The 22,829-nt window shown below is 67.1% G+C and carries 24 protein-coding genes and 3 tRNA genes; 16 read left to right on the top strand and 11 right to left on the bottom strand.

The window, feature by feature from the left end; all coding sequences use genetic code 11:
- Nucleotides 1–293: 293 nt before the first annotated feature.
- Together F784_RS25245 and F784_RS25240 are read right to left on the bottom strand one after the other, a co-directional pair.
- A protein-coding gene (locus F784_RS25245) for an IS5 family transposase (protein ID WP_211211890.1) occupies nt 294–1,066 on the bottom strand; the annotation gives its coding sequence in 2 pieces (ribosomal slippage) (nt 294–730 and nt 730–1,066; 774 coding nt in all).
- 60 nt (nt 1,067–1,126) lie between these two features.
- Nucleotides 1,127–2,113: a spherulation-specific family 4 protein gene (locus tag F784_RS25240; RefSeq protein ID WP_169405668.1), complete on the bottom strand. Its 987-nt coding sequence runs from the start codon at nt 2,111–2,113 to the stop codon at nt 1,127–1,129.
- Between the two features lie 465 nt (nt 2,114–2,578).
- Between F784_RS25240 and F784_RS0109815 the strand changes: the two genes are divergently transcribed.
- Nucleotides 2,579–3,865 (top strand): IS701 family transposase, encoded by a 1,287-nt coding sequence (locus F784_RS0109815; protein ID WP_211211889.1) that lies wholly within the window; start codon nt 2,579–2,581, stop codon nt 3,863–3,865.
- 38 nt (nt 3,866–3,903) lie between these two features.
- On the opposite strand, the gene F784_RS0109810 is transcribed toward F784_RS0109815, so the two are convergent.
- Complete coding sequence (locus F784_RS0109810; RefSeq protein WP_019586556.1) at nt 3,904–4,239, bottom strand: hypothetical protein; 336 nt, start codon at nt 4,237–4,239, stop codon at nt 3,904–3,906.
- A 147-nt stretch (nt 4,240–4,386) separates the two neighbouring features.
- Between F784_RS0109810 and F784_RS26805 the strand changes: the two genes are divergently transcribed.
- From F784_RS26805 to F784_RS0109795, 3 genes are all read left to right on the top strand, one after another.
- Nucleotides 4,387–4,776 carry a hypothetical protein gene (locus F784_RS26805; protein ID WP_019586555.1) on the top strand — a complete coding sequence of 130 codons (390 nt, stop codon included), beginning with the start codon at nt 4,387–4,389 and terminating at the stop codon, nt 4,774–4,776.
- Nucleotides 4,773–5,132, top strand: a complete 360-nt coding sequence (locus F784_RS24515) for a type II toxin-antitoxin system PemK/MazF family toxin (protein WP_019586554.1) — start codon at nt 4,773–4,775, stop codon at nt 5,130–5,132. Before F784_RS26805 ends, F784_RS24515 begins: the two co-directional genes overlap by 4 nt.
- Nucleotides 5,133–5,263: 131 nt before the next feature.
- Entirely contained in the window at nt 5,264–6,472 is a 1,209-nt protein-coding gene (locus tag F784_RS0109795) for a tyrosine-type recombinase/integrase (protein ID WP_026332392.1), read from the top strand.
- A 96-nt stretch (nt 6,473–6,568) separates the two neighbouring features.
- Here the strand turns inward: F784_RS0109795 and F784_RS0109790 are convergent.
- The 3 genes from F784_RS0109790 to F784_RS0109780 all read right to left on the bottom strand — a co-directional run bounded on the left by F784_RS0109790 (nt 6,569) and on the right by F784_RS0109780 (nt 6,850).
- Nucleotides 6,569–6,645: transfer RNA gene (locus F784_RS0109790), tRNA-Arg, on the bottom strand.
- Nucleotides 6,646–6,676: 31 nt separating this feature from the next.
- A tRNA-Gly gene (locus F784_RS0109785) sits at nt 6,677–6,750 on the bottom strand.
- 23 nt (nt 6,751–6,773) lie between these two features.
- Nucleotides 6,774–6,850 (bottom strand) — tRNA-Pro (locus F784_RS0109780).
- Between the two features lie 94 nt (nt 6,851–6,944).
- Between F784_RS0109780 and mqnP the strand changes: the two genes are divergently transcribed.
- The 6 genes from mqnP to F784_RS0109750 all read left to right on the top strand — a co-directional run bounded on the left by mqnP (nt 6,945) and on the right by F784_RS0109750 (nt 12,108).
- On the top strand, nt 6,945–7,829 hold the full coding sequence (mqnP, locus tag F784_RS0109775) for a menaquinone biosynthesis prenyltransferase MqnP (RefSeq protein ID WP_026332391.1): 885 nt from the start codon (nt 6,945–6,947) through the stop codon (nt 7,827–7,829).
- A complete protein-coding gene (locus F784_RS0109770; RefSeq protein WP_019586551.1) occupies nt 7,811–8,104 on the top strand; it encodes a hypothetical protein in 294 nt (97 codons plus the stop codon). Before mqnP ends, F784_RS0109770 begins: the two co-directional genes overlap by 19 nt.
- 36 nt (nt 8,105–8,140) lie before the next feature.
- Nucleotides 8,141–8,581 (top strand): hypothetical protein, encoded by a 441-nt coding sequence (locus tag F784_RS0109765; protein ID WP_019586550.1) that lies wholly within the window; start codon nt 8,141–8,143, stop codon nt 8,579–8,581.
- 536 nt (nt 8,582–9,117) lie between these two features.
- Complete coding sequence (locus F784_RS0109760; RefSeq protein ID WP_040382823.1) at nt 9,118–9,714, top strand: adenylate/guanylate cyclase domain-containing protein; 597 nt, start codon at nt 9,118–9,120, stop codon at nt 9,712–9,714.
- A 45-nt stretch (nt 9,715–9,759) separates the two neighbouring features.
- A complete protein-coding gene (locus F784_RS0109755; RefSeq protein ID WP_010887388.1) occupies nt 9,760–10,437 on the top strand; it encodes a response regulator transcription factor in 678 nt (225 codons plus the stop codon).
- 90 nt (nt 10,438–10,527) lie between these two features.
- The gene (locus tag F784_RS0109750) at nt 10,528–12,108 is read left to right on the top strand and encodes a sensor histidine kinase (RefSeq protein WP_019586548.1); all 1,581 of its coding nucleotides are present in this window, start codon (nt 10,528–10,530) and stop codon (nt 12,106–12,108) included.
- A 59-nt stretch (nt 12,109–12,167) separates the two neighbouring features.
- On the opposite strand, the gene argR is transcribed toward F784_RS0109750, so the two are convergent.
- The 3 genes from argR to F784_RS22780 all read right to left on the bottom strand — a co-directional run bounded on the left by argR (nt 12,168) and on the right by F784_RS22780 (nt 14,813).
- On the bottom strand, nt 12,168–12,629 hold the full coding sequence (gene argR, locus F784_RS0109745; protein ID WP_019586547.1) for an arginine repressor: 462 nt from the start codon (nt 12,627–12,629) through the stop codon (nt 12,168–12,170).
- A gap of 70 nt (nt 12,630–12,699) precedes the next feature.
- Nucleotides 12,700–13,947 carry a bifunctional phosphopantothenoylcysteine decarboxylase/phosphopantothenate--cysteine ligase CoaBC gene (gene coaBC / locus F784_RS0109740; protein WP_019586546.1) on the bottom strand — a complete coding sequence of 416 codons (1,248 nt, stop codon included), beginning with the start codon at nt 13,945–13,947 and terminating at the stop codon, nt 12,700–12,702.
- A gap of 74 nt (nt 13,948–14,021) precedes the next feature.
- Nucleotides 14,022–14,813: a DUF4037 domain-containing protein gene (locus F784_RS22780; RefSeq protein WP_019586545.1), complete on the bottom strand. Its 792-nt coding sequence runs from the start codon at nt 14,811–14,813 to the stop codon at nt 14,022–14,024.
- Nucleotides 14,814–14,868: 55 nt separating this feature from the next.
- Between F784_RS22780 and F784_RS0109730 the strand changes: the two genes are divergently transcribed.
- From F784_RS0109730 to F784_RS0109720, 3 genes are all read left to right on the top strand, one after another.
- Nucleotides 14,869–16,575, top strand: a complete 1,707-nt coding sequence (locus F784_RS0109730; RefSeq protein WP_019586544.1) for a M3 family oligoendopeptidase — start codon at nt 14,869–14,871, stop codon at nt 16,573–16,575.
- A gap of 6 nt (nt 16,576–16,581) precedes the next feature.
- On the top strand, nt 16,582–17,391 hold the full coding sequence (locus F784_RS0109725) for a phosphotransferase family protein (protein ID WP_019586543.1): 810 nt from the start codon (nt 16,582–16,584) through the stop codon (nt 17,389–17,391).
- Between the two features lie 71 nt (nt 17,392–17,462).
- A complete protein-coding gene (locus F784_RS0109720; RefSeq protein ID WP_019586542.1) occupies nt 17,463–18,467 on the top strand; it encodes a GNAT family N-acetyltransferase in 1,005 nt (334 codons plus the stop codon).
- A 36-nt stretch (nt 18,468–18,503) separates the two neighbouring features.
- Here F784_RS0109720 and F784_RS0109715 read toward each other — a convergent pair whose 3' ends face one another.
- The gene (locus F784_RS0109715) at nt 18,504–19,733 is read right to left on the bottom strand and encodes a hypothetical protein (RefSeq protein ID WP_040382820.1); all 1,230 of its coding nucleotides are present in this window, start codon (nt 19,731–19,733) and stop codon (nt 18,504–18,506) included.
- A 196-nt stretch (nt 19,734–19,929) separates the two neighbouring features.
- On the opposite strand from F784_RS0109715, the gene F784_RS0109710 reads away from it, so the two are divergent.
- Nucleotides 19,930–20,367 carry a ketosteroid isomerase-related protein gene (locus F784_RS0109710; RefSeq protein WP_019586540.1) on the top strand — a complete coding sequence of 146 codons (438 nt, stop codon included), beginning with the start codon at nt 19,930–19,932 and terminating at the stop codon, nt 20,365–20,367.
- Entirely contained in the window at nt 20,364–20,948 is a 585-nt protein-coding gene (locus tag F784_RS0109705; protein ID WP_019586539.1) for a GNAT family N-acetyltransferase, read from the top strand. The genes F784_RS0109710 and F784_RS0109705 overlap by 4 nt, the downstream gene beginning before the upstream one ends.
- Nucleotides 20,949–20,958: 10 nt before the next feature.
- Here F784_RS0109705 and F784_RS0109700 read toward each other — a convergent pair whose 3' ends face one another.
- Nucleotides 20,959–21,147 (bottom strand): hypothetical protein, encoded by a 189-nt coding sequence (locus F784_RS0109700; RefSeq protein WP_019586538.1) that lies wholly within the window; start codon nt 21,145–21,147, stop codon nt 20,959–20,961.
- A gap of 76 nt (nt 21,148–21,223) precedes the next feature.
- Here F784_RS0109700 and F784_RS0109695 point away from each other — a divergent pair, with 76 nt between their 5' ends.
- Nucleotides 21,224–22,759, top strand: coding sequence for a phytoene desaturase family protein (locus tag F784_RS0109695; protein WP_019586537.1), 1,536 nt, complete (start codon nt 21,224–21,226; stop codon nt 22,757–22,759).
- Nucleotides 22,760–22,829: the final 70 nt, after the last annotated feature.

Raw genomic sequence — 22,829 nt, 5'->3', positions numbered from 1 at the left:
TGGGTGGGGTGGTACCGGCACATCACGTTAGCCATGCTCGCCCACGCCTTTCTGACCGTGGTCACGGCCCGCGAGAAAAAGGGGGGGAGGCGAGTGACGAAGACCTCATCCCGTTGACCGTCCCCGAGGTGCGACGTCTCCTGCTCCTGGTCTTGCCTCAGATCACGTCAAAGGCCAGGGTGTGGAGCTGGTCGTGGTGGCGACGCCACCACCAGGCACAAGCCAAACGCAGTCACATCCGCCGTCAGCAACGCTGGCTCTCCTCCCACTAACTGCGGCTGTAGTACTAGAGATCATCCGGAAATTTGGCGGAGCAAGATGAGGATGCAGGCGAGTTGGACGAAGCCCAGGAAGTTTTGGGCTTTGCGCTCGTCACGGGTGCGGACTCTACGAAAGGACTGCAACCAAGCGATGGTCCGCTCGACCTTCCAGCGCCGCTTATAGCGGCGCAGCGGCCTACCATCCTGCGTTTTCTGCTTGCGGTTTTTACGGTTTGGCGCGATCATCTCGACGCCCAGCGCGGCCAGTTCTGCATCCAGAGGGTCACTGTCGTACGCCTTGTCCCCGATCAAGCGCCTCGGAAAGTCCATACCGAAGGACGCATCCAGAGTGGCGTGAACCAAGGTGACTTCACCTGGACTGGCCGAGTCGGTATGAACGGCGAGCGGCGTGCCGCTCGCATCCACCATCAGCATGATTTTGGTGCCCTTGCCCTTCTTGGTGGGGCCGACCTCCGAGCCCCCTTTTTGGCGGCACTGAAGGTGCCGTCAATAAACGCTTCTCGCAGGTCCAGCAGTTCCTGCTCTTCCAACAGCTCATAGAGCTGCCCCAGAACGTTCGGGAACACGCCGCGCTCGTTCCACTCCTGAAACCGCTCGAAGCACGTGGACTTGGGCGGGTAGTCCGGCCGGGGAAGCCGCTCCCACTGCGCCCCCGTACGCAGCACCCACAGAATGCCTTCCAGCAGCTCTTTGTCAGCCCGCCGCGGACGACCGCGACGGGTCTGCTTCTCGGGAGGGGGCAGCAAAGGAGCCAGGATCGCCCACTGTTCATCGGTCAACCGCACCTCTTCAGGTTGCCAGCCACCCCCGCCCCTTGACCGTGACGATTTTCCGGACGAACTCTACTATTCACGGCTGACTGTACCATCGTCTTGAATAGCTTTAAACAATTTGACCATTTCGGCCCAGTAAGGAGGAAACTCGCCCCAAGTGTTAATAAATTTTCCATTCCTATCTTTCCCACTTCCCTTAGGCACTACGTACGCATAGTCGGCTCCACGCTCTCTAGCCTCTAGAATTACGCTCTGCATATCACCTTGGTTGGGCGCGGTATGCACTACGTGCCACGCCAGCGCTCCTTTTTTATGCAAGTTATCAGTGTGGGATTTAATTTCTTGACCTTTCAATTTGTAATCTTCCATGTCGTCTTCAACCATTGCAATTTCGCCTTCGACCACTCCTTGCACTACGCATTCATGAGCTACTCCTGGATTAAATACAATCAAGGCCTTTTTAGATTTCAATTCTTTTTCATACTTTTGTACGATTTCTCGGAGTCTAGTATATTCCTTTTTTACCTGACTACAATCCCAAGATTCTTGAGCAGTTTCATCAAAAAAAATGCCTTTCAGCCGAGGCATATGCTTGAAATAACTTCGAACCTGAGCCTCAATCGTGCTCCATCTCTGGCAACTTGTTTTGGCGAAAAAGCCGCAATTATGCTTGAAGTAACCGGTTGGCACATAACCCAGCATCTCGACATCCCTGTTGTATTGATTTCTTACAATCCTCTTATATTCTTCCAAATTTTCTACTAGTCTATTAGGCCAAAAGGGAAAGTTATTAGTGACGAATATGCCATTGTTTGGGTTGATTATAGCAAGGCTATATCTTGGGATCTCGTTGTACCATTGCTCGTTGACTCCCCAGTAGCTGATCACGCCCATTTTTGTCTTTGCTCGAAACATTGTTTGCGGGGATTGGAGCGTGAGGGATTGAGGGACCGGGGCGAAGCTGACCAGGAGTAACGACGCAACGAAGGTGGCTCTGATCTTCCCCTTCACACGAATACGTGCGACTCGGACAGACCGACGTGCAGGAACCTGCCGCATAGTGGCCTCCTGATCAAATGAGGTTCTAGGAGGGCGCGGCCCTCCTCGAACAGCGACGATGAACCAGCGACAGGGGGCAACCCGCAGCGCAACCGACTGGCCCATCATGGTGTTAACCCGAGCAGACCCACCGTTTCGTCTGGTTCTTATCCGCGTGCGGTGGGTTGTCATTGTAATAGTCAGAGCCTCGGAGGCGCATGCGCAGAATTATGTACATCCAGAAGACCCCCATTGTTACCCTCCCTTTGGGACCGACCGCGCAGAGGTAGTTATCGTGGCCTACGTCTCTTGGAGAGCCTCGCCGGATCACCCAGTGATTCTGCTCTGCTCGGAGTGACGCTCCAAAGCTCCAAATCTGGTCTTGGCAGCCTCTAGGCGGGCCAGCCGTAACAGAGGGATTAGCACTACGTAAACACGGATTTCAGCGTTGTAGACGGTTTCTGTGCCCCTCTGGCAGGCTGGAGCATGATCGCTCCTCAGGACAACGTGCTGCCCCTTCGGCGCTTCCTGCGTCCTTTCCAGCGGGTCCTGGGCCATGCTCGGCGACGCAAGTGGTGTCCGCTATATCTGCGCGGCTTGATGGCCCCCCTCGAACGCAAGAGCCTGCAACCCCTGGCTGAATATGTTGCTCCGGGTGAGTATGCCCAGCTCCATCATTTCGTGACCGTGAGTCCCTGGCCGGATGACCACCTGGAAGCTGTGTTAGCTCGACAGGCTCAACGGTTGGTGGGGGGTCGAGACGCGGTGTTGATCGTGGATGACACGGCGTTCCCGAAGCAAGGCGAATGCAGCGTGGGGGTCGGTAGACAGTATTGCGGCGTGTTGGGTAAGGTGGCGAACTGCCAGGTCTTGGTCTCGCTGACCCTGGCCAAGAACGACCTGCCCGTTCCTCTGGCGCTGCGGCTGTTCCTCCCCAAGGTGTGGACTGAGGATGCACAGCGGTGTGCGGCTGTCGGTGTCCCGCAGGGACACCGACCATTCCTGACCAAGAAGCAATCGGCCCTGCAGGAGATCGACCGGGTCCGGCGGCAAGGCGTGAGGTTCAAAGTGGTCGTGGCCGATGCCGGGTATGGGAACAGCGCGGAGTTCCGTCAGGCCCTCTCGGCTCGGGGGCTGACCTGGGCGGTCGGTGTCCCAGGCACGCAAAAGGTGTACTCCACGAACGTGGAGCTGCTAACGGGGAAGCGGTCCAAGACGGGGAGGCTGCTGGTGCCCGTTCCCAACGAGCAACGCCAGAGCGTTTCTCAGCTCCTGCTGGCTCTCCCGCCCCACCAGTGGGTGTCACGCACCTGGCGCACAGGCACGAAGGGACCTCGGCGGGCCCGTTTTGCCGTCTTGCGGGTTCGAGTGGCGGATGGCGGGGAGCAGCACGACGGCTCACACCTTCCCGGGGAGGAAGTCTGGGTGGTGGGAGAACGTCGTTCCACGGGGGAGCGTAAGTACTACCTCACCAACCATCCGAGCAAGACGACGAAGATCGCGATCATTCGGGATATCAAGGCGCGCTGGTCCTGCGAACAGGTGCACCAGCAGCTCAAGGAAGAACTGGGGCTCGATCACTTCGAAGGGCGCTCCTGGCGAGGTCTCCATCACCACGCGCTGCTTTGCATGATGGCCATGACTTACCTCCAAGCCCTGCGGTTCAGCGCTGGGCAGACGGAACGGCTGACCTTGCCTGCTGCACGTCGGCAGCTCGGTCCAACACTCCCCAGAGACTCCACTGCGTCTCCCACTCGTGATCCGCCGCGTTGAGCACGCATAGGAGCCGTCGGCATCGCCAAAATTTGTGTTTAAGTAGTGCTAGGAACTCCTGCCGTAGCCATGAGGCGGTGCAGGCGAGCAGCGCGGGCCTTCCCGATGGTGGGCACGCTGCGCTCCTCGCTGAGCAGGGTCACGCGGCCTTCAGCCTTGGCCCAGTTGAGGATGCTCACGACCTCTTCCTCACTGACCTCGCAGCCGTTCACCTGGGCGACGATAGGGAGGAGCTGGCCGCGGGCATGCCGCCCGCCAGACAGGCTGACGGTGCGCTTCCCCAGATATACGCGGGCGCTGGGGCCGTCCCCGTAGGTGCCGTACAGGGCAACTTCCCAGGTGCGGGTGACGGTGACGGGGCTGGTATCCTTCATGGTGCTTCCTTCCTTAAACCGGGGGGAGTCAGAGCGGGCGGTCACTTCTTGCCGGATGGGCCGCCCTTCTCTGCTGCCCTTATAGTACATACTTATATGTACTATACCAATCTTCTATGTTCCTGTCTTCTATGATATCCTCTCTCCATGACTAGCGCGGCGAGCATGGTGCGGTGGCGTGTGGGAGACGTTCTCCAAGCCCACGGGTTGACGGCGTACAAGCTGGCTGGGGAACTGCATGGGAAGGTCAACAGGAACAGCGTTTACGCCATTGCACGCGGCGATACCGAGCGCGTAGACCGGGCAACGTTGGCCGCCCTTCTGGCCGCCCTGCACGCGCTGACCGGCCAGCGGTACACCGTGGGCGACCTGCTGGAGTACAGCGAGGCGGCACCGGAAGCTCAGGAAGTGGACACGGCGGGGCTGGTGAGTGCTGGGGAGAGCGAGCTTCACGCCCAACTTGAGAAATTGGAAGCCGATACGCCCCCCGTTGAACTGGACGCCTGGGCCGCTGCCTTCGGCGGTAAGCCCGCGTGACCCGGGGCAAGGCTTATCCGCGCGGCGCCGTGGTCCTGGTGGACCTCGACCCCTCGACAGGCAGTGAGCAGGGCCGGAAGCGCCCGTGCATCGTGCTGAGCGATATGAAGACGGTACGGACCTCCGGTTCACGCCCGCTCTACTTCATCGTCCCGCTCACCACGGCAAACAAGCTCACCGGCCCGCTGGCCCCGCAACTGAAGGCCCGCCCCGGTGGGCTACCCGCTGACTCGACAGCGCTCATCATGCACGCCCGCGCGATTGACCCGGCGCGGATCGTGCGGCAGTGGGGAACGGTAGACGCTCAGGATGTGGCCACCCTTCAAGCCGCCCTGCGCGTGCTGGCAGAAGGGTAGAAGGGCGTTTCCCTGGTATGTGTTGCCAGTTTGCCAGTAATCACTTTTCCCCAGCTGGGAGAGGGAATTTTTACTGGCAGGGCATTTTGCCAGTAATCCGTTTTTGCCAGTAAAAGAGGCGGGGGCAAGGCATGGCAAGGAAGACAGAGAAAGACATTCCCAAACGGGGGAACGGGCGGGGCAGTGTGCGGCGCCTTCCCTCGGGGCGTTGGCAATGGCGGGCAACCGTCGAACTGCCGAACGGGGACGTTCAGCGGGTGGCGGGGACAGTCGGCACGAAGACCGAGGCGGAAGACGCCCTGAGCCGGGTGCGGACGGACGCGGCCCGCGGGCAGTTCAGCGTCTCGCCTCAAACCACGCTGGGGGAGTATCTGGAGGCATGGCACGCCGGGCGGAAAGCGGGGCTGGCCGCAAAATACGCCCAATCGCAGGACAGCCTAATTCAGCGGCACATCATTCCCGGCCTGGGGAAGCGGCGGCTCTCCAGCATCACGTCCCGCGATCTGGAGACGTTCTACGCGGGCCTGACCTTCCAGGACAAACGCCGGGAGGAGACGAAGGGAAGGCCGCTGGGCGACTCCATGAAGCGGCAGATCCACAACCTCTTGCACCTCGCCTTCTCGGAGGCAGTGCGGCACGGCGACCTGATGCGGAACCCGGCAGACGTGGCCCGGCCCCGGTACACACGGGACGCGGCCCTGGAGGAGAAGGTCAAGGCCTGGACACCGGAGCAGGCCGCCGCGTTCTATGGGGTGGCCCGCCCAGATCGGCTGGGGAGCGTGTTCTGTTTCATGCTCTCGACGGGTCTACGGGTAGGGGAGGCGCTGGGGTTGCGCTGGGAACACGTGGACCTGAAGACGGGCCGCGTCGAGGTACGGGAGGCACTGGTGAGCCTAGGTGGGGTGGCGCACCGGACCACGCCGAAGACGCCCCGCTCTCGCCGGGCCTTCACCGTCTCCGGGGACGCGCTGGCGATCCTGCACGAGTGGAAAGAGCGGCCCGTACTCGATCGGGAAGCCCAGGAGAAGCGGTATATGGGTAGTGATGCCGTGTTCACGAACACGCTGGGCGGGCCGATCCTGCCGGACACCATTTACCGGGGCCTGAGGGCGCTGTGCGCGGCGGCTGGGGTGCCCTACCTGGGGGCGCACGCCTGCCGCCATACCTTCATCTCCTTACAGGGGGCTAGCGGTCGCCCCATTGAAGTAGTGAGCGCCCACGTGGGGCACGCCCGCACTTCGTTCACCCTTGACCGCTACCGCACTGTCTTTGAGAAGGAACGCGAGGGTCTGACGCTTGACTTCTCAACGCTCAGGAAACACACAGAAAAGGAGGGTTAGAAATGCTGTTGGGCACACGTTGGGCACAAAGGCCAACTCCCATCCGGTTGGGCACGCAGGGCCAAAAGAAAAACCCCGTCTCTGACGGGGAATCTCTGGCGCACCCTGTAGGACTCGAACCTACGACCGACCGCTTAGAAGGCGGTTGCTCTATCCAACTGAGCTAAGGGTGCAAAGCGAAAGGGCCCCCTGGTGGAGGCCGTGTGGAGCGGGATCACGGATTCGAACCGAGGCCAGAAGCTTGGAAGGCTGCTGTGCTACCACTACACCAATCCCGCGAAGACTAGCGCGAAGCTGTGTTTGGTCGAGGCGACTGGATTCGAACCAGCGACCCCTTGGTCCCAAACCAAGTGCGCTACCGGCCTGCGCTACGCCTCGTCCACGGCCCGCGCAGGCAGAATGATAGCAGAGACTCGGGCCGTGTGTGCACTTCCCTCCGGCCCGTCCGGCGGCCCGGGCGTATCCTGCGGGCGTGAGTGCGGCGGCGCGGCTGAAGACGTATCTGGACCTGGTGAAGTTCGAGCACACGGTGTTCGCGCTTCCCTTCGCCTACGCCGGGATGCTGCTGGCGAGCCTACAGGTGAACGGAACGGGCTGGCCCGGCTGGCCGACCCTGCTGTGGGTCACGCTGGCGATGGCGGCGGCCAGGACGGCGGCGATGGGGGCCAACCGGGTAATCGACCGCCTGATCGACGCCCGCAATCCGCGCACGGCGGGGCGCGAGGTGCCCAGCGGCAAGGTCAGCCCCGCGCAGGCCTGGGGGCTGGTGGTCGTCAGCCTGGTGGTTCTGGCGGTCGCCGCGGCGCAGCTCAACCCTCTTTGCCTGGCGCTGATGCCGCTGGCGGTGGCCTTCCTGATCGGCTACCCCTACACCAAGCGCTACACCTGGCTGTGCCACGCGTGGCTGGGGGTGACCGACGGGGCCGCCGCCGCGGGTGGGTGGATCGCGGTGACAGGTCACTTTGCCCCCGGCGCCTGGCTGCTGTGGGCCGTGGTGATCTTCTGGATGATCGGCCTGGACGTGATCTACGCGACCCTCGACCACGATTTCGACCGGGCCAACGGTATCCAGAGCATCCCGGCGCGATTTGGAATCGCCCGCGCGCTGCGGATCGCGGCGGCGAGCCACGGCCTCACCTTCGTGTTGCTGCTCGCGGTCGGCGTGGCGACCGGCGCCAGCCCGTGGTACTACCTGGCGGCCCTGGCGATGGGCGGCATCCTCCTGTACGAGCACCGCATCGTGAATCCGCGGGACCTGGCGCGGGTGAACGTGGCCTTTTTCGACGCGAACATGTGGCTGGCCCTCACCATGCTCGCCGGGGTGGTGGTGGATGTCACGTGGCGAACGCTGACCTGAGGGTGCTCGTTCCACCGCAAGCAGCGCGGGCCTTTGTCGAGGGGGACGAGTGGCTGGCCCTCACGTTGCTGCGCCGGGCGCGGGACGGGGAGGCTCACGGCTCGGTGCGTTGGGCGGTGCTGGAACGGCTGGGCGGCTTGGTCCTAATCCATCTGCTGCGTGAGGTGGAGGGCACCTTCGCGCTGGAACGCGCCGACGCCGTGCTCGACGCGGCAGGTGTCACCCGGCCCACGCTGGCGTGGCTGGAGGAGCCCCCGGGTGCTGGGGACCGCTAGAATCTCCCCGATGCGGGCCGTGCGACAGGGGAATTCATGACGCTGGAGAGTTCCGAGACCGAGTTCGCCTCGCGGTATGAGGCGTTCGCGGCCCAGGGCCTGCTGTACCCACAGCGCGAGGGCAGCCCGCTGCTGGAGTTCTCCACGGGGGGGCGGGTACTTTACCTCTTCGACCGCAGCGGTCCCTATGCGGGCCGCCCGGGACCCGCCCGGGTGGTGGTCCACGGCCTACTCGACCTGCCCGGAACCCACGTGCTTACCCCGGAGGAGACGGTTACGGTCCGCGAGAACCTCACCGTGGTGGGCATCTCCGGGGTGGAGGGCGTCGGTGAGGTGCTGGACGTGACCCGGCGCGTGTGGGTGGTCCGGGCACGCGTGCCCCTTGTCCTGGCCGCCTTCGAGCCGCTTCCCCACGTGCGGCCCGGCGACTGGGTGGCCTTCCGCACCCAGCCCCCACTTCACGGTTTTTTGGTCTGAGACGAACTTGCGGTGAGTCGAAGACGAGGGGCGACCGGACCCGGAAAGCTGCGGAGCAGAGGGAGAAGCGAAGAAGACTGACTGGCGGCGATGGACGATGAGCGAGTCAGCCTCCGTGGTGCTCTCCAAGAAAACGCTCGATGCGAATTGCAGATTGGGGAGGGGAATCTTTTACCGTTCAGCAGAGGGACCAACTGCGCCCGTCACCCCCTCCCAGCCTCCCCCGCAAGGGGAGAGGAGAAAAAAGCCCACGACTGGGACGCTGTTCCCCCTGTTGCACATCAAGTGCAAGAAAGGCGAGGGGCCACCCCTGAGTCTCCAGCCAGCGGAGAACATCCGGGAAAGCACGAGAGGTTCCGTAATCAGAGTAGGCCGGGATAAGGGGTCCCGTCGACGTGACGCCTGCAACTGGGGTAGGTCACCGGACGCGTGAAAGAGGGTGAGGTCCCAAGACCCCCGCTCGTACACCCCTTAGATGTGAGGGTCATGGGCTTTACCTGAGCAAAGGATTGAGGCATAGTGGGGGCGTTCCCCCCATGCCTGACTTGCTCCTGCCCCTGCCCAGCCCAAGAAGCGGCCACCAGGCGGCGTGTCTGGTGATGGTGGACCTGGTAGGCAGCACCGGGCTCGCCCATAAGCTGGCGCTGGAGCACTACGCCGCTCTGATGGGCGAGTTCGTGCAGGTGCTGATCCTGAGCTTCGAGGCGTGGGGCGGCCAGGTGCTGCAACACCAGGGGGACGCGGTGGTGGCCCTCTGGCCCGCCAGGCGCACGGCGTCGGGGGTGGCGGCCGCTCTGGAATCGCACGAACGCGCCGCCCGGCTGGGCCTGGCCGAAATCCTAGGGGTGCAGCTTCAGGTTCGCGCCGGGGTGGCGGCTGGCCCCGTGGTGACCGGCCCGGTCGGGGGACAGCCCAGCGCTTACGGCCTGCCGGTCAACTACGCCCGGCGCCTGTGTGACGCCGCTGAGCCTGGCGAGACGCTCGTCTGCGCTGTCGTGGTCGCGCAGGGGGGCGCTCCAGGCGTCCCGGTGGACCGTCCCCTCCCCCCGCTGCGCGGCTTCGGGGCCGACTGCCGGGCCTACCGGGTCACCCCCGCGCCCGCGCGTGTGACGGAGCGTATAAAAGCCGGTTAAGGGGGCGGGCGGCCTTCTCATGAGAACGGTCCATAGACTGGCCCCATGGAACGCAAACCCCTGGTTCTCGTGATTGAGGATGAAAAAGACATTGCCCGCTTTATAGAACTGGAACTTGCCGCCGAAGGGTACGCCACCGAGGTCGCCTTCGACGGCGTGACCGGCCTGAGCAAGTTCCGCGAGGTCAACCCCGACCTGGTCATCCTCGACCTGATGCTGCCGGTGCTGGACGGCTTGGAGGTCGCGCGGCGCATTCGCAAGACGAGCAATACACCCATCATCATCCTGACGGCCAAAGACGGCATCCAGGACAAGGTGGAGGGCCTGGACTCGGGCGCCGACGACTACCTGATCAAGCCCTTTTCCATCGAGGAACTTCTCGCCCGGGTGCGGGCGCACCTGCGGCGAGTCAATCCGGCCGTGACCGGCGAGGTCCGGGTGGCCGACCTGGTGATGAACCTCGACGGCCGCGAGATCTTCCGGGGCGGGCGCCGGGTCGAGCTCAGCGCCAAGGAGTTCGAGCTGCTGGAACTGCTCGCGCGCAACCCCGGCAAGGTCTTTTCCCGCTTCGAGATCGAGGAGAAGGTCTGGCCGGAGTACACCGGCGGCAGCAACGTCGTGGACGTGTATATCGGCTACCTGCGGCGCAAGCTGGAGGAGGGCGGGGAGCGGAGGCTGATCCACACCGTGCGCGGCGTCGGCTACGTCCTGCGCGAGGAATAGCCGCGGGAAAACCCCACCCCCGGGCGCTAGACTGCTGGGCGTGATCGGCTTTTCTGACGCGCCCGGCCTCCTGCTTGCGGGAGGTCGTCCGTGACCCTACGCTGGCGGCTCACGCTGTTTTATACGGGGCTGCTGGCGGTGCTGCTCACGGTGGTGGGGCTCGCCGCGCTGGCGATGATGCGGACGAGCCTCACCAACAACCTCAACCGCGACCTTCAGGACACCTACCGCACCTTCACCAACCTGATCCGGCCGCTCGCGCTGGGCGATCCGGGCACCGCCAAGGAGCGCGACGAGCAGGGCCTGCTGCCGCGCGCCCGCTACCTGTTCCCCGACTACGCGATTCAGATCGAGAAGGTGTCGGTGGTCGAGGACGCCGGAGCCCTGGCGGCCGTCCTGGAGGAGTCAAGGGACGCGTCAAGTCGAAAGCAGCTCTTCGACCTCCTCCGCACCTTTGGCGAGGAGACGCGCCAGAGCATCGGGTTGGACCGTAAGGCTCCGCCCCTGCAACTCAGCGATGGGGAATACGTCCAGCTGATCAATTCGCCGGGTGGGCAACTGTTCGTCGAGCGGAACGTCAAGGACCCGTACAACGACCGGACGCGGCCCTACCGCTTCCTGGTGAAGTTGGGGCCGGTGCAGCTCGACCCGCCGGTGCTGGGCCTGGCACGCCCCTCCTTCGCCCTCACCTTCGTCGGGCGCAGCCTGGAAGCCCCCTCCTACACCCTGACGCAGCTTCAACGAGTGATCCTGCTGCTGTTCCTGGCCGGGCTGGGCACGGCGGGCGTGGGCGCCTACCTGCTCGCCGGGCAGGCGCTGCGGCCCCTGCGGCAGGTTCGTAAGGCGGCCGAACGCATCGGCGGGCAGAACCTGGGCGAGCGCGTGCCGGAGCCGCAGACGGCCGACGAGGTGCAGGCCCTCGCACACGCGCTGAACGCGATGCTGGGCCGCCTGGAGGCGAGCTTCGAGGCCCAGCGCCGCTTCACAAGTGACGCCAGCCACGAACTCCGCACCCCGGTCACGGCGATCAGCGGACACGCGAGCTACCTGCTGCGCCGCACCGACCCGACCGGGCAGCAGCGTGAGAGCCTGAACATCATCCGCAGCGAGTCCGAGCGCCTTACCAACCTGATCGCCAGCCTGCTGGAACTCGCCCGCTCCGACAGCGGCGCCCTGCCCCTGACCCGCCAGCCCATCCTGTCGCGGCTGTTTCTGGGCGAGGTGGCCCGCGAACTCGCCCCGCTGGCCCAGGCCCAGGGCACCCACCTGAGCGCGGACGGCGAGGACGTGGCCTTCGAGGGGGACCCCGACCGCCTCAGGCAGGTCATCATCAACCTTGTCGGCAATGCCCTCAAGGCCGGGGCGAAACACGTCCACCTCACCAGCCGTGTCGAGGAGGGGGGCAAGGAGATCCGCCTGAGCGTGCAGGACGACGGCCCCGGCATTCCCCCCGAACACCTGGGGCGGCTCTTCGACCGCTTCTACCGGGTCGAGGACAGCCGCAGCCGTGACCAGGGCGGCGCGGGCCTGGGCCTGAGCATCGCCAAGGGCATCGTGGACGCCCACGGCGGGCGCATCTGGCTGGAGAGCGAGGTCGGGAAGGGGACGACCGCGCACGTGCAGCTGCCGGTGGGCAACCTGCCGGAGCTGGATGAGGACGACGTGCCGTGAGGGGGAGTGGAAAGGAGGCTGGAGGGGCTTCTGACGGAGCAGTCACGCCCCACTGACCGTCAGCCCAGCATCAGCGCGTTGAGCTCCTCCATCAGCGACTCGCCCTCCCCGGTGGTGCGGGCGACCAGGAAAATGGTGTCCTCCCCGGCAATGGTGCCCACGATGTCGTCGCGGCGCAGCCGGTCGAGGAGCAGGGCCACCCCGGTCGCGTGCCCGTCGGCCGTGCGAATCACCAGAATGTTCTCGCCGCGGTCGACATCGCGCACAAAGTTCTGGAAGAGGCGGCCCAGCTCCTCCTCCACGTCGCTGTGGCCCGCCACCTGCGCGAGCGCGTAACGATGACGGCCCTTGCCAATGGGCAGGCGCACCAGCCGCAGCTCGTTGATGTCGCGGCTGACAGTGGCCTGCGTGACTTGTACGCCTTCGGCGCGCAAACGCTCAACAAGTTCGGACTGGGTGGAGATGGAGTCGCGGGCGATGATGTCCTGAATGCGCTTCTGACGTTGTTCCTTGCTGAGCATCGCCGACATGGTATGCATATGTGTTGAATAATTCAATGAGTGGGGCACGGTTGGCAGTCGTGCCGGGGCCTCAGCCCCCCGTTCTCATTCCCCGGCGCTCTGTATAGAGGTGCGCGGCCTCGTCCAGCAGCCTGCGCGCCACCTCGCGCTTGCTCAGGCGGGGCCACTCCTCGGAGGTGCCGTCCGGGCGCACCAGGGTGACCTCGTTGTCATCGCCGCCGAACGCCGTGCCCTCGCGGGTGGGGTAGTTCAGCAGGATGAAGTCGGCGTTCTTGCGCCGCGCCTTCATGGCTGCGCGCTCCACGCCCGCGTGCGTCTCCATGGCGAAGCCGACGAGAACCCGCTCGCCCTTCTGTGCCCCCAGCTCGGCCAGGATGTCGGGATTCGGGGTGAGGTGGACCGTCACGTCGCCCGCCACCTTCGCCTGCTTCTCGTCCGAGCGTTCTGCGGCGCGGTAGTCGGCGACCGCCGCCGTCATCACCACCAGGTCAGCGTCCCGGGACGCCCCCACCACCGCTTCCCGCAGTTCGAGCGCCGTCTCAATATGAACGACCTCCATGCCGGGCGGGTCGGGAAGGTTCACCGGGCCGGTCACCAGCGTCACGTCCGCGCCCCGGTCCCGCGCCTCCCCGGCGACCGCGAAGCCCATCTTGCCGCTGCTGGGATTGCTGATGAAGCGCACCGGGTCCAGATATTCGCGGGTTGGCCCGGCGGAGACGACGACCTTGACGCCCTCCAGATCGCGCGGCGACGGAGTGAGGAGGGCGAGGGTTGCCGCCGCGATGTCCTCCGGCTCGGCCATGCGGCCCAGACCCCGGCCCTCGCCGCGCGAACCGAAGGCGCCGACCTCCGGCCCCAGGAAGCTGTGCCCCCAACCCCGCAGCCTGTCCGCGTTCGCCTGCACCGCCGGGTGGAGCCACATCCGCTCGTTCATCGCGGGGACCCACAGGACCCGCCCCCGCACGCTCAGCAGCGTCGCCGAGGCGAGGTCGGGGGCGTGCCCGCCCGCCACCCGCGCGAGCAGGTCGGCCGAGGCGCCCACAATCACCACCGCGTCGGCCCGCGCCAGGGTGAGGTGCTGGGCGTCCGGTCGAGCCTCGAACCACGTCGCGTCGGTCGCCACGTCCCCGTCCGCTGCCGTCGCCAAGCTGAGTTCGGTGATGAAGGCGAGTGCGGCCCGGGTGGCGATCACCGCTACCCGCGCCCCCTGCTCGCGCAGCCGCCGCAGCACCGACGGGGCCTTCACGGCGGCGATGCTGCCCCCCACGATGACGAGGACGGTTGGGGCGGCGGGAAGGGGAGAGGCAGGCGTGCTCACGGGTCCAAGTATCCCGGAAAACCCTGAGTCCTCACCCCGGGTCAGGATTCCCAGCTCCCCCACGCTTCGGGAAGTTACCCCTCCTCGGCCAGGAGCTGCGCGAGGGCGCGGACGGGTCTGTCCACCCGCTCGGGGACCTCGTCCAATGTCTGCGGGGTGAAGGCCAGCATCCCCTCGGCTTGGGGCGCGAGGTCGGAGGGGACGAGCGGCAGACGCCCGGCCAGCGTGAGGAGCCGCTTTTCCCCGGGATGCGACGTGCGGTTCAGCGCCAACAGCACGTCGAAGTAGCTGGCGAGGAATTCCGCGAGACGGTGGTTGACCGCCACGGGATCACGGCGCCGCACGGCGAGCGCGATCTGGTTGGGATACGCCCCGAAGGCCCCATGCAACAGCGGGAAGTTCCGGGCGATGATAGCCCGTGCCAGCCCCTCGGGGTAGGACTGCTCGGCCCGCCGCTTCAGGTCCGCGAGCCAGCCCTCCCGGTCGAAGAGGATTTCGCTGGTGCGGAGGTTGTGCCACAGCGCCGTGGAGGAGCCGTTCCGGGCCTCGCAGTGCTCCAGCAGCGCGGTCAGGTGGGCCTCAATGTCGGCGGCGCGGCGGAACGTCACGTCGATGTGCCCGCGCTCCAACCATTCATCGCCCGTCTCCCACCAGCGGTTGTCCACCTCCCAGCGGCGGCTCCGGATGTGGGCGATCTCGCGGCGGGGCGCGAGGGGCACCTCCTCCCGGCTGTAGACGTACAGGTCGGTGTCGGACTGCTCGTCCGCGTTCCCGGCGGTGCGCGAGCCGCCCTGCGCGACCGCAAGGACCCCCGGAATGGCGGCGGAGTGCATAGCGATCTCCCGCGCGCGGTCGTCCCTCGTCATGCCCCATTCTGATCCCGCTCCGCCATCCCCTCAGGCCGGGCGGTAGACTCCCCGCATGACCACAACCCTGAACGCCGTCGAGCGCTCGCTCGCCGTGCCCAAGGACCAGACCCGCTGGGAGACGTTCGGCCCGCGCTACCAGGCCTTGCAGGAGGCCGACCTGACGGCGGACGCGGTGCCGGGCTGGCTCGCCCAGTGGAGCGCGCTCGCCTCGGCGGTCATGCAGGCGGGGGCCAAGCTCGCCACCCATGCCGACCTGCACACTGACGACGGGGCCATTCAGGCACGGTTCGCCCGCTTTCTGGAGGAGGTCTCGCCGCAGGTCCAGCGGGCCGAGCAATCACTCATCAAGAAGCTGCTCGCCGTGCCGGACTACACCCCCGCCCCCGACTTCGCGTTGAACTACCGCCGCTTCCGGGATGCCGCCGCTCTCTTCCGCGAGGCGAACGTGGAGCTGGGCGTGACCCACGAGGCGCAGATGAATCGCCACGGGGTGATCACCGGGAACCAGAAGGTCCGGCTGGGCGAGGAGGAACTCACCGTCCCGCAGGCCAGGCAGCGCGGCGACAGTCCCGACCGCAAGGCCCGCGAGGAGGCGTGGCGGGCACTTTCCGCAAGCAATCTGGACATCGCGCCCGACCTCGACGGGCTGATGTTGGAGCTGCTGGGGACGCGGGAACAACTCGCCCGGAACGCCGACCTGCCGGGCTTCCGCGACTTCATGTGGAGGCGCCTCGACCGGGTGGACTACACGCCCGAGGACTGCCGCGCCTTCCACAACGCGGTGCGGGACGAGGTGGTGCCTCTGGCCGGTGAGATCGTCGGGGACATCGCCGCGCGGCTGGGGCTGGAGAGCGTGCGGCCCTGGGACTACAACCGCAACAACCTGCTCGACGCGGGGGGCCGCGAGGCGCTGAAGCCCTTCACCACTGGGGCGCAACTGGAGGACCTTGCCCAGACGGCCTTCGAGGGGCTGGACGCCGAGCTGGCGGGGCGCTTCCGCGCCATGCGTGGCAGGCTGCTCGATCTGGAGTCGCGCCCCGGCAAGATGACGCACGCCTACTGCCAGTATTTCCCGGTCCAGAACGAGCCCTTCGTCCTGATGAACGTGGTGGGCACCGCCGAGGACGTGCGGGTGCTGTTCCACGAGGTCGGGCACGCCTTCCATGGCTTCCTGAGCGGCGCCGCGCAGCCCCTGGTCTGGAACCGCTGGAGCCCCATCGAGTTCGTCGAGATTCCCAGCATGGCGATGGAGTTCCTGACCCTCGACCACCTGGGACACGTGTTCAGCGAGGGCGAGCTGGCCCGTTACCGCGAGAAGCAGCTTCAGGGCGTGGTCGTCTTCCTGCCGTGGGCCGCGCAGATGGACGCCTTCCAGCACTGGCTGTACACCGAGGCGGGCGAGAACCCGAGCATCGCCGACCTGGACGCGAAATGGCTGGAACTCGACCGCACCTTCCACCCCTTCGTGAGCTGGGAAGGGCTGGACGAGCAGGTGCGCGCGAAGGGCTGGCACTACTACCACATCTTCCGCGCGCCGTTTTATTACATCGAGTACGCGATGTGCTATCTGGCGGCGGTCGGCATCTGGCGAGAGGCACGGCAGGACCCCGCCGGGGCACTCGCCAATTACAAGGCCAGCCTGCGCCTGGGCAGCACCCTGTCCGTGCCCGAGTTGTACCGCGCGTCGGGCGTCGAGTTCCGTTTCGACCGCGAGCATATCCGGGGGTTGATGGCGTTCCTGCGCGAGCAACTGGCGTAGACGTTCATGGAGGTGACCATCCGCGCGGCTGTGGAAGCGTTGGGGCTTGAGGTCACGGGCAGCCACCGAATGCCCGGGGGTTCGACCCTGCCCACCTGGCAGGTGAATACGCCACACGGACCGCTCGCGGTGAGGCTCTACCCCACGTTCCTGGAGTGGGTGGCGCGGGGAATGGCCCGGCTCTCCACGGTTCTCCGGGAGGCGAACTTCCCCGTGCCAGGGGTCGTCGCCGTTGTGGAAGACCTTCCGGGTTACGTCGCCCTGATTCAGGAATGGCTGCCGGGCGTGACGTGCGGCGAGGCGTTGCGGCGTGAACCAGGGCAGGCATGGGCGTATGGTGTCCAGTTCGGACAGCTTCAGGCACGGCTCCACACCCTCCCCATTCCACCGGAGGTCGCAGGCGAGGTTCCGTGCCTGGAGACCCATCTGCCCCCTCCGGCCCGGCTCGCTTGGCTGCATCTCGACTATCACCCGCTCAACGTGCTTGTCGCCGAGGGCCGGGTGAGCGCGGTCCTCGACTGGGAGAACGTGCGGCTGGGGGACGCGCGGGCGGATGTGGCGCGGACGTTGAGCATCCTGAGCGTCGATCCCGTGGTGTGGCGCGCGGGGCAGGAGGTGCGGCAAAGTTTGCGGACGTTCCGTCGGGGCTACCTGGCCGGATATGCCGGGGGCCTCATGGACGACTTGCCCCCCTTCCTCGCCTGGGCGGGCGAGTTCATGTTGCGGGATCGGGGGCCCCACTGCGCTGAGGCCGGACTGGTCCACGTGCGGCGTTGGACCCGGTACTGGCGATCCCGCTCCCGGGATGGACACTAGGCCGGGAGGCGGCCCATCTCCTCCGCCACTTGGCCCATGTGCCCCTGACAGGCCCCGCGCACACTGGTCCCATGACCACTCTTCTCCTCGCCGTGACCCCCTTCGACCCGGCGGGCGCGCCGCCAGAGGCACGTCTCGCGGTCGGCCACCTGCTCACCGCCGCCCACCACTTCGCCTACCCCGAGGACCCGCCCCTCCTTCCCGAGCGGGAGGCAACCGGCCTCACGCACGTCACGCCCGGCGAGGTGCTGCGGCATTTCGTGATCTGGGACGGTGACCGGGCCCTCGGATGGGCGAGCCTGGAATACAACCTCACCCAGAACCTGCACGCCGCCCATGCCCGGGTGGTCGTGCACCCCGAGCACCGCCGCCGGGGTCTGGGCCGCGATCTGGCCCGCACCCTGGAAAGGGTTGCCCGCGAGGAGGGCCGCTCGGTCGTCACCTTCGGGACGAGCAGTCGAGCGCCCGCCGGGGAGGCTTTCGCCCGCCACCTGAACGCCCAGCCCGCCCTGCCCATGCGCCAGAGTCGGCTCGACCTGACGGAAGTCCAGGACCGCCTGCTTGACGCCTGGACCACCCGGCCCGGGGGCGAGCCCTACCGTCTCCACCTCTGGGACCGCGTGCCCGAGGACTTCCTGGCCCGCACCGCCGACATGATGATGGTGATGAACACCGCCCCGCGCGGCGACCTCGATATGGACGACTGGACAGTCACGCCCGAGATGATCCGCGCCTGGGAGGCCATGATCGCCGAGTCCGGCGAGGTGCGGTACCTGATGGCCGTGGAGGACACCCGCACCGGGGAACTCGCTGGATACACCGAGGTGTTCTGGAGCCCCGAACGCGCCGCGCTGGTGTTTCAGGGCGCCACCGCCATTCGCCCCTCGGCACGCGGCCAGGGCCTGGGCAAGTGGCTGAAGGCGGCCATGCTGCGCCACGTCCGGGCGTCCTGCCCCGGGGCCCGCTGGGTCCGCACCAGCAACGCCAATGAGAACGCCGCCATGCTAGGCATCAACGTCGCGCTGGGCTTCCAGCCCTGGGCGAACTTCACCGAGTGGCAGGTCCGGTTGGCCTGAGGATAGGGTTCCCGGCGGGCCGTTCCTGTGGACGCCTCAGGCCAGGACGCCGGGCCTGTCCGCGTTCTCGGGGGTCCGCACCCGGCGGCGCACCCCGTCGGCATACTCGGCGAGGTCGGCGAGCAGGTCGCGCACATCGGCGCGCAGCAGGTACTGGCCGCCGGGCAGCGGCGTCAGGGCCAGGAAGGGGGCGCGGGTCAGCGTCTCCAGGATGCTGCGAAGTTCGGCGATGTTCACGCCGCTGCCCAACTTCTCGGCCAGGCGCCGCGTGTTCACGATGCTGTGGGCGGGCTGGGCCGCCAGCGTGAGCAGCACGAAGGAGAAGGCGCCGCGCTGGGCGAGGTGCGCCCCCACGAGTTCCGAGATGCTGGCCGCCGACTCCAGGTCGAGGTTCCCCGCCTGCCAGTACCCGCGCAGGTCAATGGGCGAGAGCGGCGCGAGCCGGGCGTGCTCGATGAGCGCCGCGAGCGCCTCGCGCGTCAGGCGGGGCGTGCCCTGGGGGCGCTCGGTCTCGCCCGTGACCTGGAGGGCGTAGTCGGTCTCCTCCTTCCACGCCGGGGAGCGCAGGCCGTCCCCCGTCAGCGCGAGCTTGACCGTGTACCCGTGCTCGCCCAGCTCGGCCGCCAGCCGCGCCACGCCGGGGTTCGGAAAGCTCAGCCGGTAGCCGGTCAGGCGCGCGAGTTCGGTCAGTTGGCCGTCGAGCGTGGCGGGCAGGGGCGCGCTGCGGGAGGTGGCGCGGGGCTCGGGCCGGGCGGGCGCCGCAGCCCCGGCCACCGGGGTGGGCGTCAGCGGCGCGCGGGTCTCGGGGGTCGGGGCAGCCGGGGTGAGGGTGGCCCGGACGGCCGGGGCCGCCTCGGGCTGGGGCGTCTCGCGGGGGGGTGCGGGGCGGGGCTGTTCCAGCCGCACCTCGCGCACGTGAGGGGTAGCGGTCACGACCACGCGCCGGGCCTCAGGGGCCTTTTCGGCCGCGCGGGGGGAGGGGGGCGCGGCGTGGGGCTTCACGATGGCCTCGACTTGGTAGCGGCCGGGCGCGAGGGGCGTGATCAGCAGCACGTCGTTCACGCCGAGGTTGCCGGAGTGGTACAGGTCCCGCAGGCCCCAGACCCGCCCTGCGGCGCGGTCCACCTGCACCGCGTGTTCGCGGCCCCGGTCGTCCATGAACTGGGCCGGGCCGCTCTCCGGGAAGGTGGCGTCGAGGTATTTCAGCAGGCGCAGGCTGCCCTCTTGCAGGCAGGGCCGGGTGATGATGTAACGCATTGCTTTCATGCGGGGGTCCTCCATTGGGAGCGGCCCCGCGGAAGGCCGGGGACGCGGTGGGGCAACGTGAATTGTCATCTCAACCATACCAGACTTGCGGGAACGTCAAGCCCGGAACTGCCGATCCACACGTCCAAAATCCTTGAGCTTCCGTGAAAAAAGGCACACCTGGCCCCGGAGGGGGGAGGCCGTTACACTGCCGGGCATGACCAGCGGTGCCCACACCTCCGACCTGCAGACCCTCGACCTCGTGCGGCGGTACTACGCCGCCTTCAACGCGGGCGACGCGGAGGGGATGCTCGCCCTGCTCACCGGGGATGTGCGCCACGACATCAACGAGGGCGAGACGCAGCGTGGCCTGGAGGCCTTCCGGGCCTTTCTGGAGAGGATGGACACCCATTACCGCGAGCGGGCGGAGGAGCTCGTCGTGATGGCGAGTGGGGACGGCACGCGCGCCGCCGCCGAGTTCATGATTCACGGGGAGTACCTGAAGACCGACCCTGGCCTGCCCGAGGCGCGGGGCCAGCGGTACGTCATTCCGGTGGGCGCCTTTTTCGAGGTCCGGGAGGGCAGGATCGCCCGGGTGACGAACTACTACAACCTGGCGGAGTGGTCCCGGCAGGTGGGCGGGGGGCAGGATTGAGCCTGAGCGTCACGCCCGCGACCGGGGAGGCCCTGCGCGCGGCCATCCCCGATCTCGCCCGGCTGAGGATGACCGTGTTCCGCGACTTCCCCTACCTGTACGAGGGCAGCCCGGAGTACGAGGAGCGCTACCTCGGGACGTACCTGGAGGCCCCCGGCGCCCTCGCCCTCCTCGCCCGCGACGGGGAACGGGTGGTCGGGGCGAGCACGGCGCTCCCGCTGGCCCAGGAAACTGAGGAGATTCAGGCCCCCTTCCGCGCCTCCGGGTTCGACCCGGCGCGGGTGCTGTACCTGGGGGAGAGCGTGCTGCTCCCCGAGTACCGCGGGCGCGGGGTGGGCCACCGCTTCTTCGACGAGCGGGAGGCGCACGCCGCGCGGCTGGGGCTGCCCGTCACCGCCTTCTGCGCGGTGCAGCGCCCCGAGGGGCACCCAGCCCGCCCGGCGAACTACCGCCCGCTGAACACCTTCTGGCACTCCCGCGGGTACGTGGAACGCCCCGACCTCGAAACGGCCCTCACCTGGCAGGACGTGGGCGAGGTGGGGGAGACGGCGAAAAGGATGCGCTTCTGGGTCAGGGGGTGAGCTTCCCCCTTCACTTCCGCTGCGTCCAGCCGTAGGCGCGCACCGCGTCCACCGCGAACCACACGGCGACGGCCCCCCACAGCAGGGTGGGGAGCCAGTTCCCGGCGGCGCCGTAGCGGACGGCGGGGACCGCGCACAGCACGGCCAGCACGAGGCTGAGCAGGAAGACGATCCGGGGGGGCACGCGGCGACCGAACATGGGGGCAGCGTATCGCGCCCCGTCTGGCGGATTCCTGACCGTTGTGCCCCCGCCCGCTGTGCCAGGATCAGCAGGAATGCCGGATTTCGACGTGTTGGTGATGGGCGCGGGACATAACGCGCTGGTGACGGCGGCCTACGCGGCGAAGGCGGGCCTGAAGGTGGGTGTGTTCGAGCGCCGCCACCTCGTCGGCGGGGCGGTGAGCACCGAGGAACTCGTGCCCGGCTACCGCTTCGACTACGGCGGCAGCGCGCACATCCTGATCCGCATGACGCCCGTCGTGCGTGAGCTGGAGCTGACCCGCCACGGTCTGCACTACCTGGAAGTGGACCCGATGTTCCACGCCTCAGACGGGGAGACGCCGTGGTTCGTGTACCGGGACGCGGGGCGCACCGTGCGCGAGCTGGAGGCCCTGTTTCCCGGTCAGGGCGAGGCTTACGGGCGATTTCTGGACGACTGGACGCCGTTTGCCCGTTCGGTGGCGGACCTCTTCAACTCCGCGCCCGGGCCGCTGGAGATGGGGAAGATGGTGCTGGGAAGCGGAGGGGGCCGCGACTGGCAGAGGCAACTCCCCCGCATCCTGCGGCCCTACGGGGAGGTGGCGCGCGAGTATTTCTCCGAGGAGCGCGTGCGGGCCCCCCTGGTCTGGATGGCGGCGCAGAGCGGCCCGCCCCCCTCGGACCCGCTGAGTGCGCCCTTCCTGCTGTGGCACCCCCTCTACCACGAGGGCGGGGTGGCGCGGCCCAAAGGAGGGAGTGGTGGCCTGACCCGCGCCCTGCGCCGCGCCGTGGAGGCGGACGGCGGCGAGGTCTTCGTGAACGCTCCTGTGAAGCGCATCCTGGTCAAGGGGGGCAAGGCGCAGGGCGTCGAGCTGGAAAACGGCGACACCTACACGGCCCGCGCGGTCGTGTCCGGCGCTCACGTGCTTACCACAGCGGGGGCGCTCCCCACCGAACACGTTCCTCCCGCCGCCCGGGAGGTGCGGGTGGGCAACGGCTTCGGGATGGTGTTGCGGCTCGCTTTGAGCGAGCGGGTGCGCTACCGCCACCACACGGAACCCGACAGCCGGGTGGGCCTGGGCCTCCTCATCAAGGACGAGCGGCAACTCCTGAAGGGCTACGGCGAGTACCTCGCGGGCGAGCCGACGACCGACCCGCCGCTGATCGCCATGAGCTTCTCCGCGGTGGACGACAGCCTCGCGCCGCCGGGGGGCGAGGTGCTGTGGCTCTGGGCGCAGTATTACCCGTATGAGCTGGCCTCCGGTTCCTGGGAGACGCGGGGGGCGGAGGCGCGGGAGAACATCCTGCGCGCCTTCGAGCACTACGCGCCGGGCACGCGCGATACCATCGTCGGGGAACTCGTGCAGACGCCGCAGTGGTTGGAGACCAACCTCGGGCTGCACCGGGGCAACGTGATGCACCTGGAGATGAGCCTGGATCAGATGTTCGCCTTCCGCCCGTGGATCTCCGCCAGCCAGTACCGCTGGCCCGGTGTGAAGGGGCTGTACCTGACCGGAGCCAGCACTCATCCCGGCGGCGGCATCATGGGGGCGTCGGGGCGAAATGCGGCCCGCGTGCTGCTGCGAGACCTGACGCGGCGGGGGTGGCGGTGAGGGAATGGAGAACGATCCCGTGCTTTTGATCCTCCCACTGGAGGGGGTGAGCAGGCCTGGCGTCCAGAAC

Origin of the sequence: Deinococcus apachensis DSM 19763 (genome assembly GCF_000381345.1) — a bacterium.
In the GTDB taxonomy this organism is placed as follows: Bacteria; Deinococcota; Deinococci; order Deinococcales; family Deinococcaceae; genus Deinococcus; species Deinococcus apachensis.
This window is presented reverse-complemented; position numbering and strand designations above follow the sequence as displayed.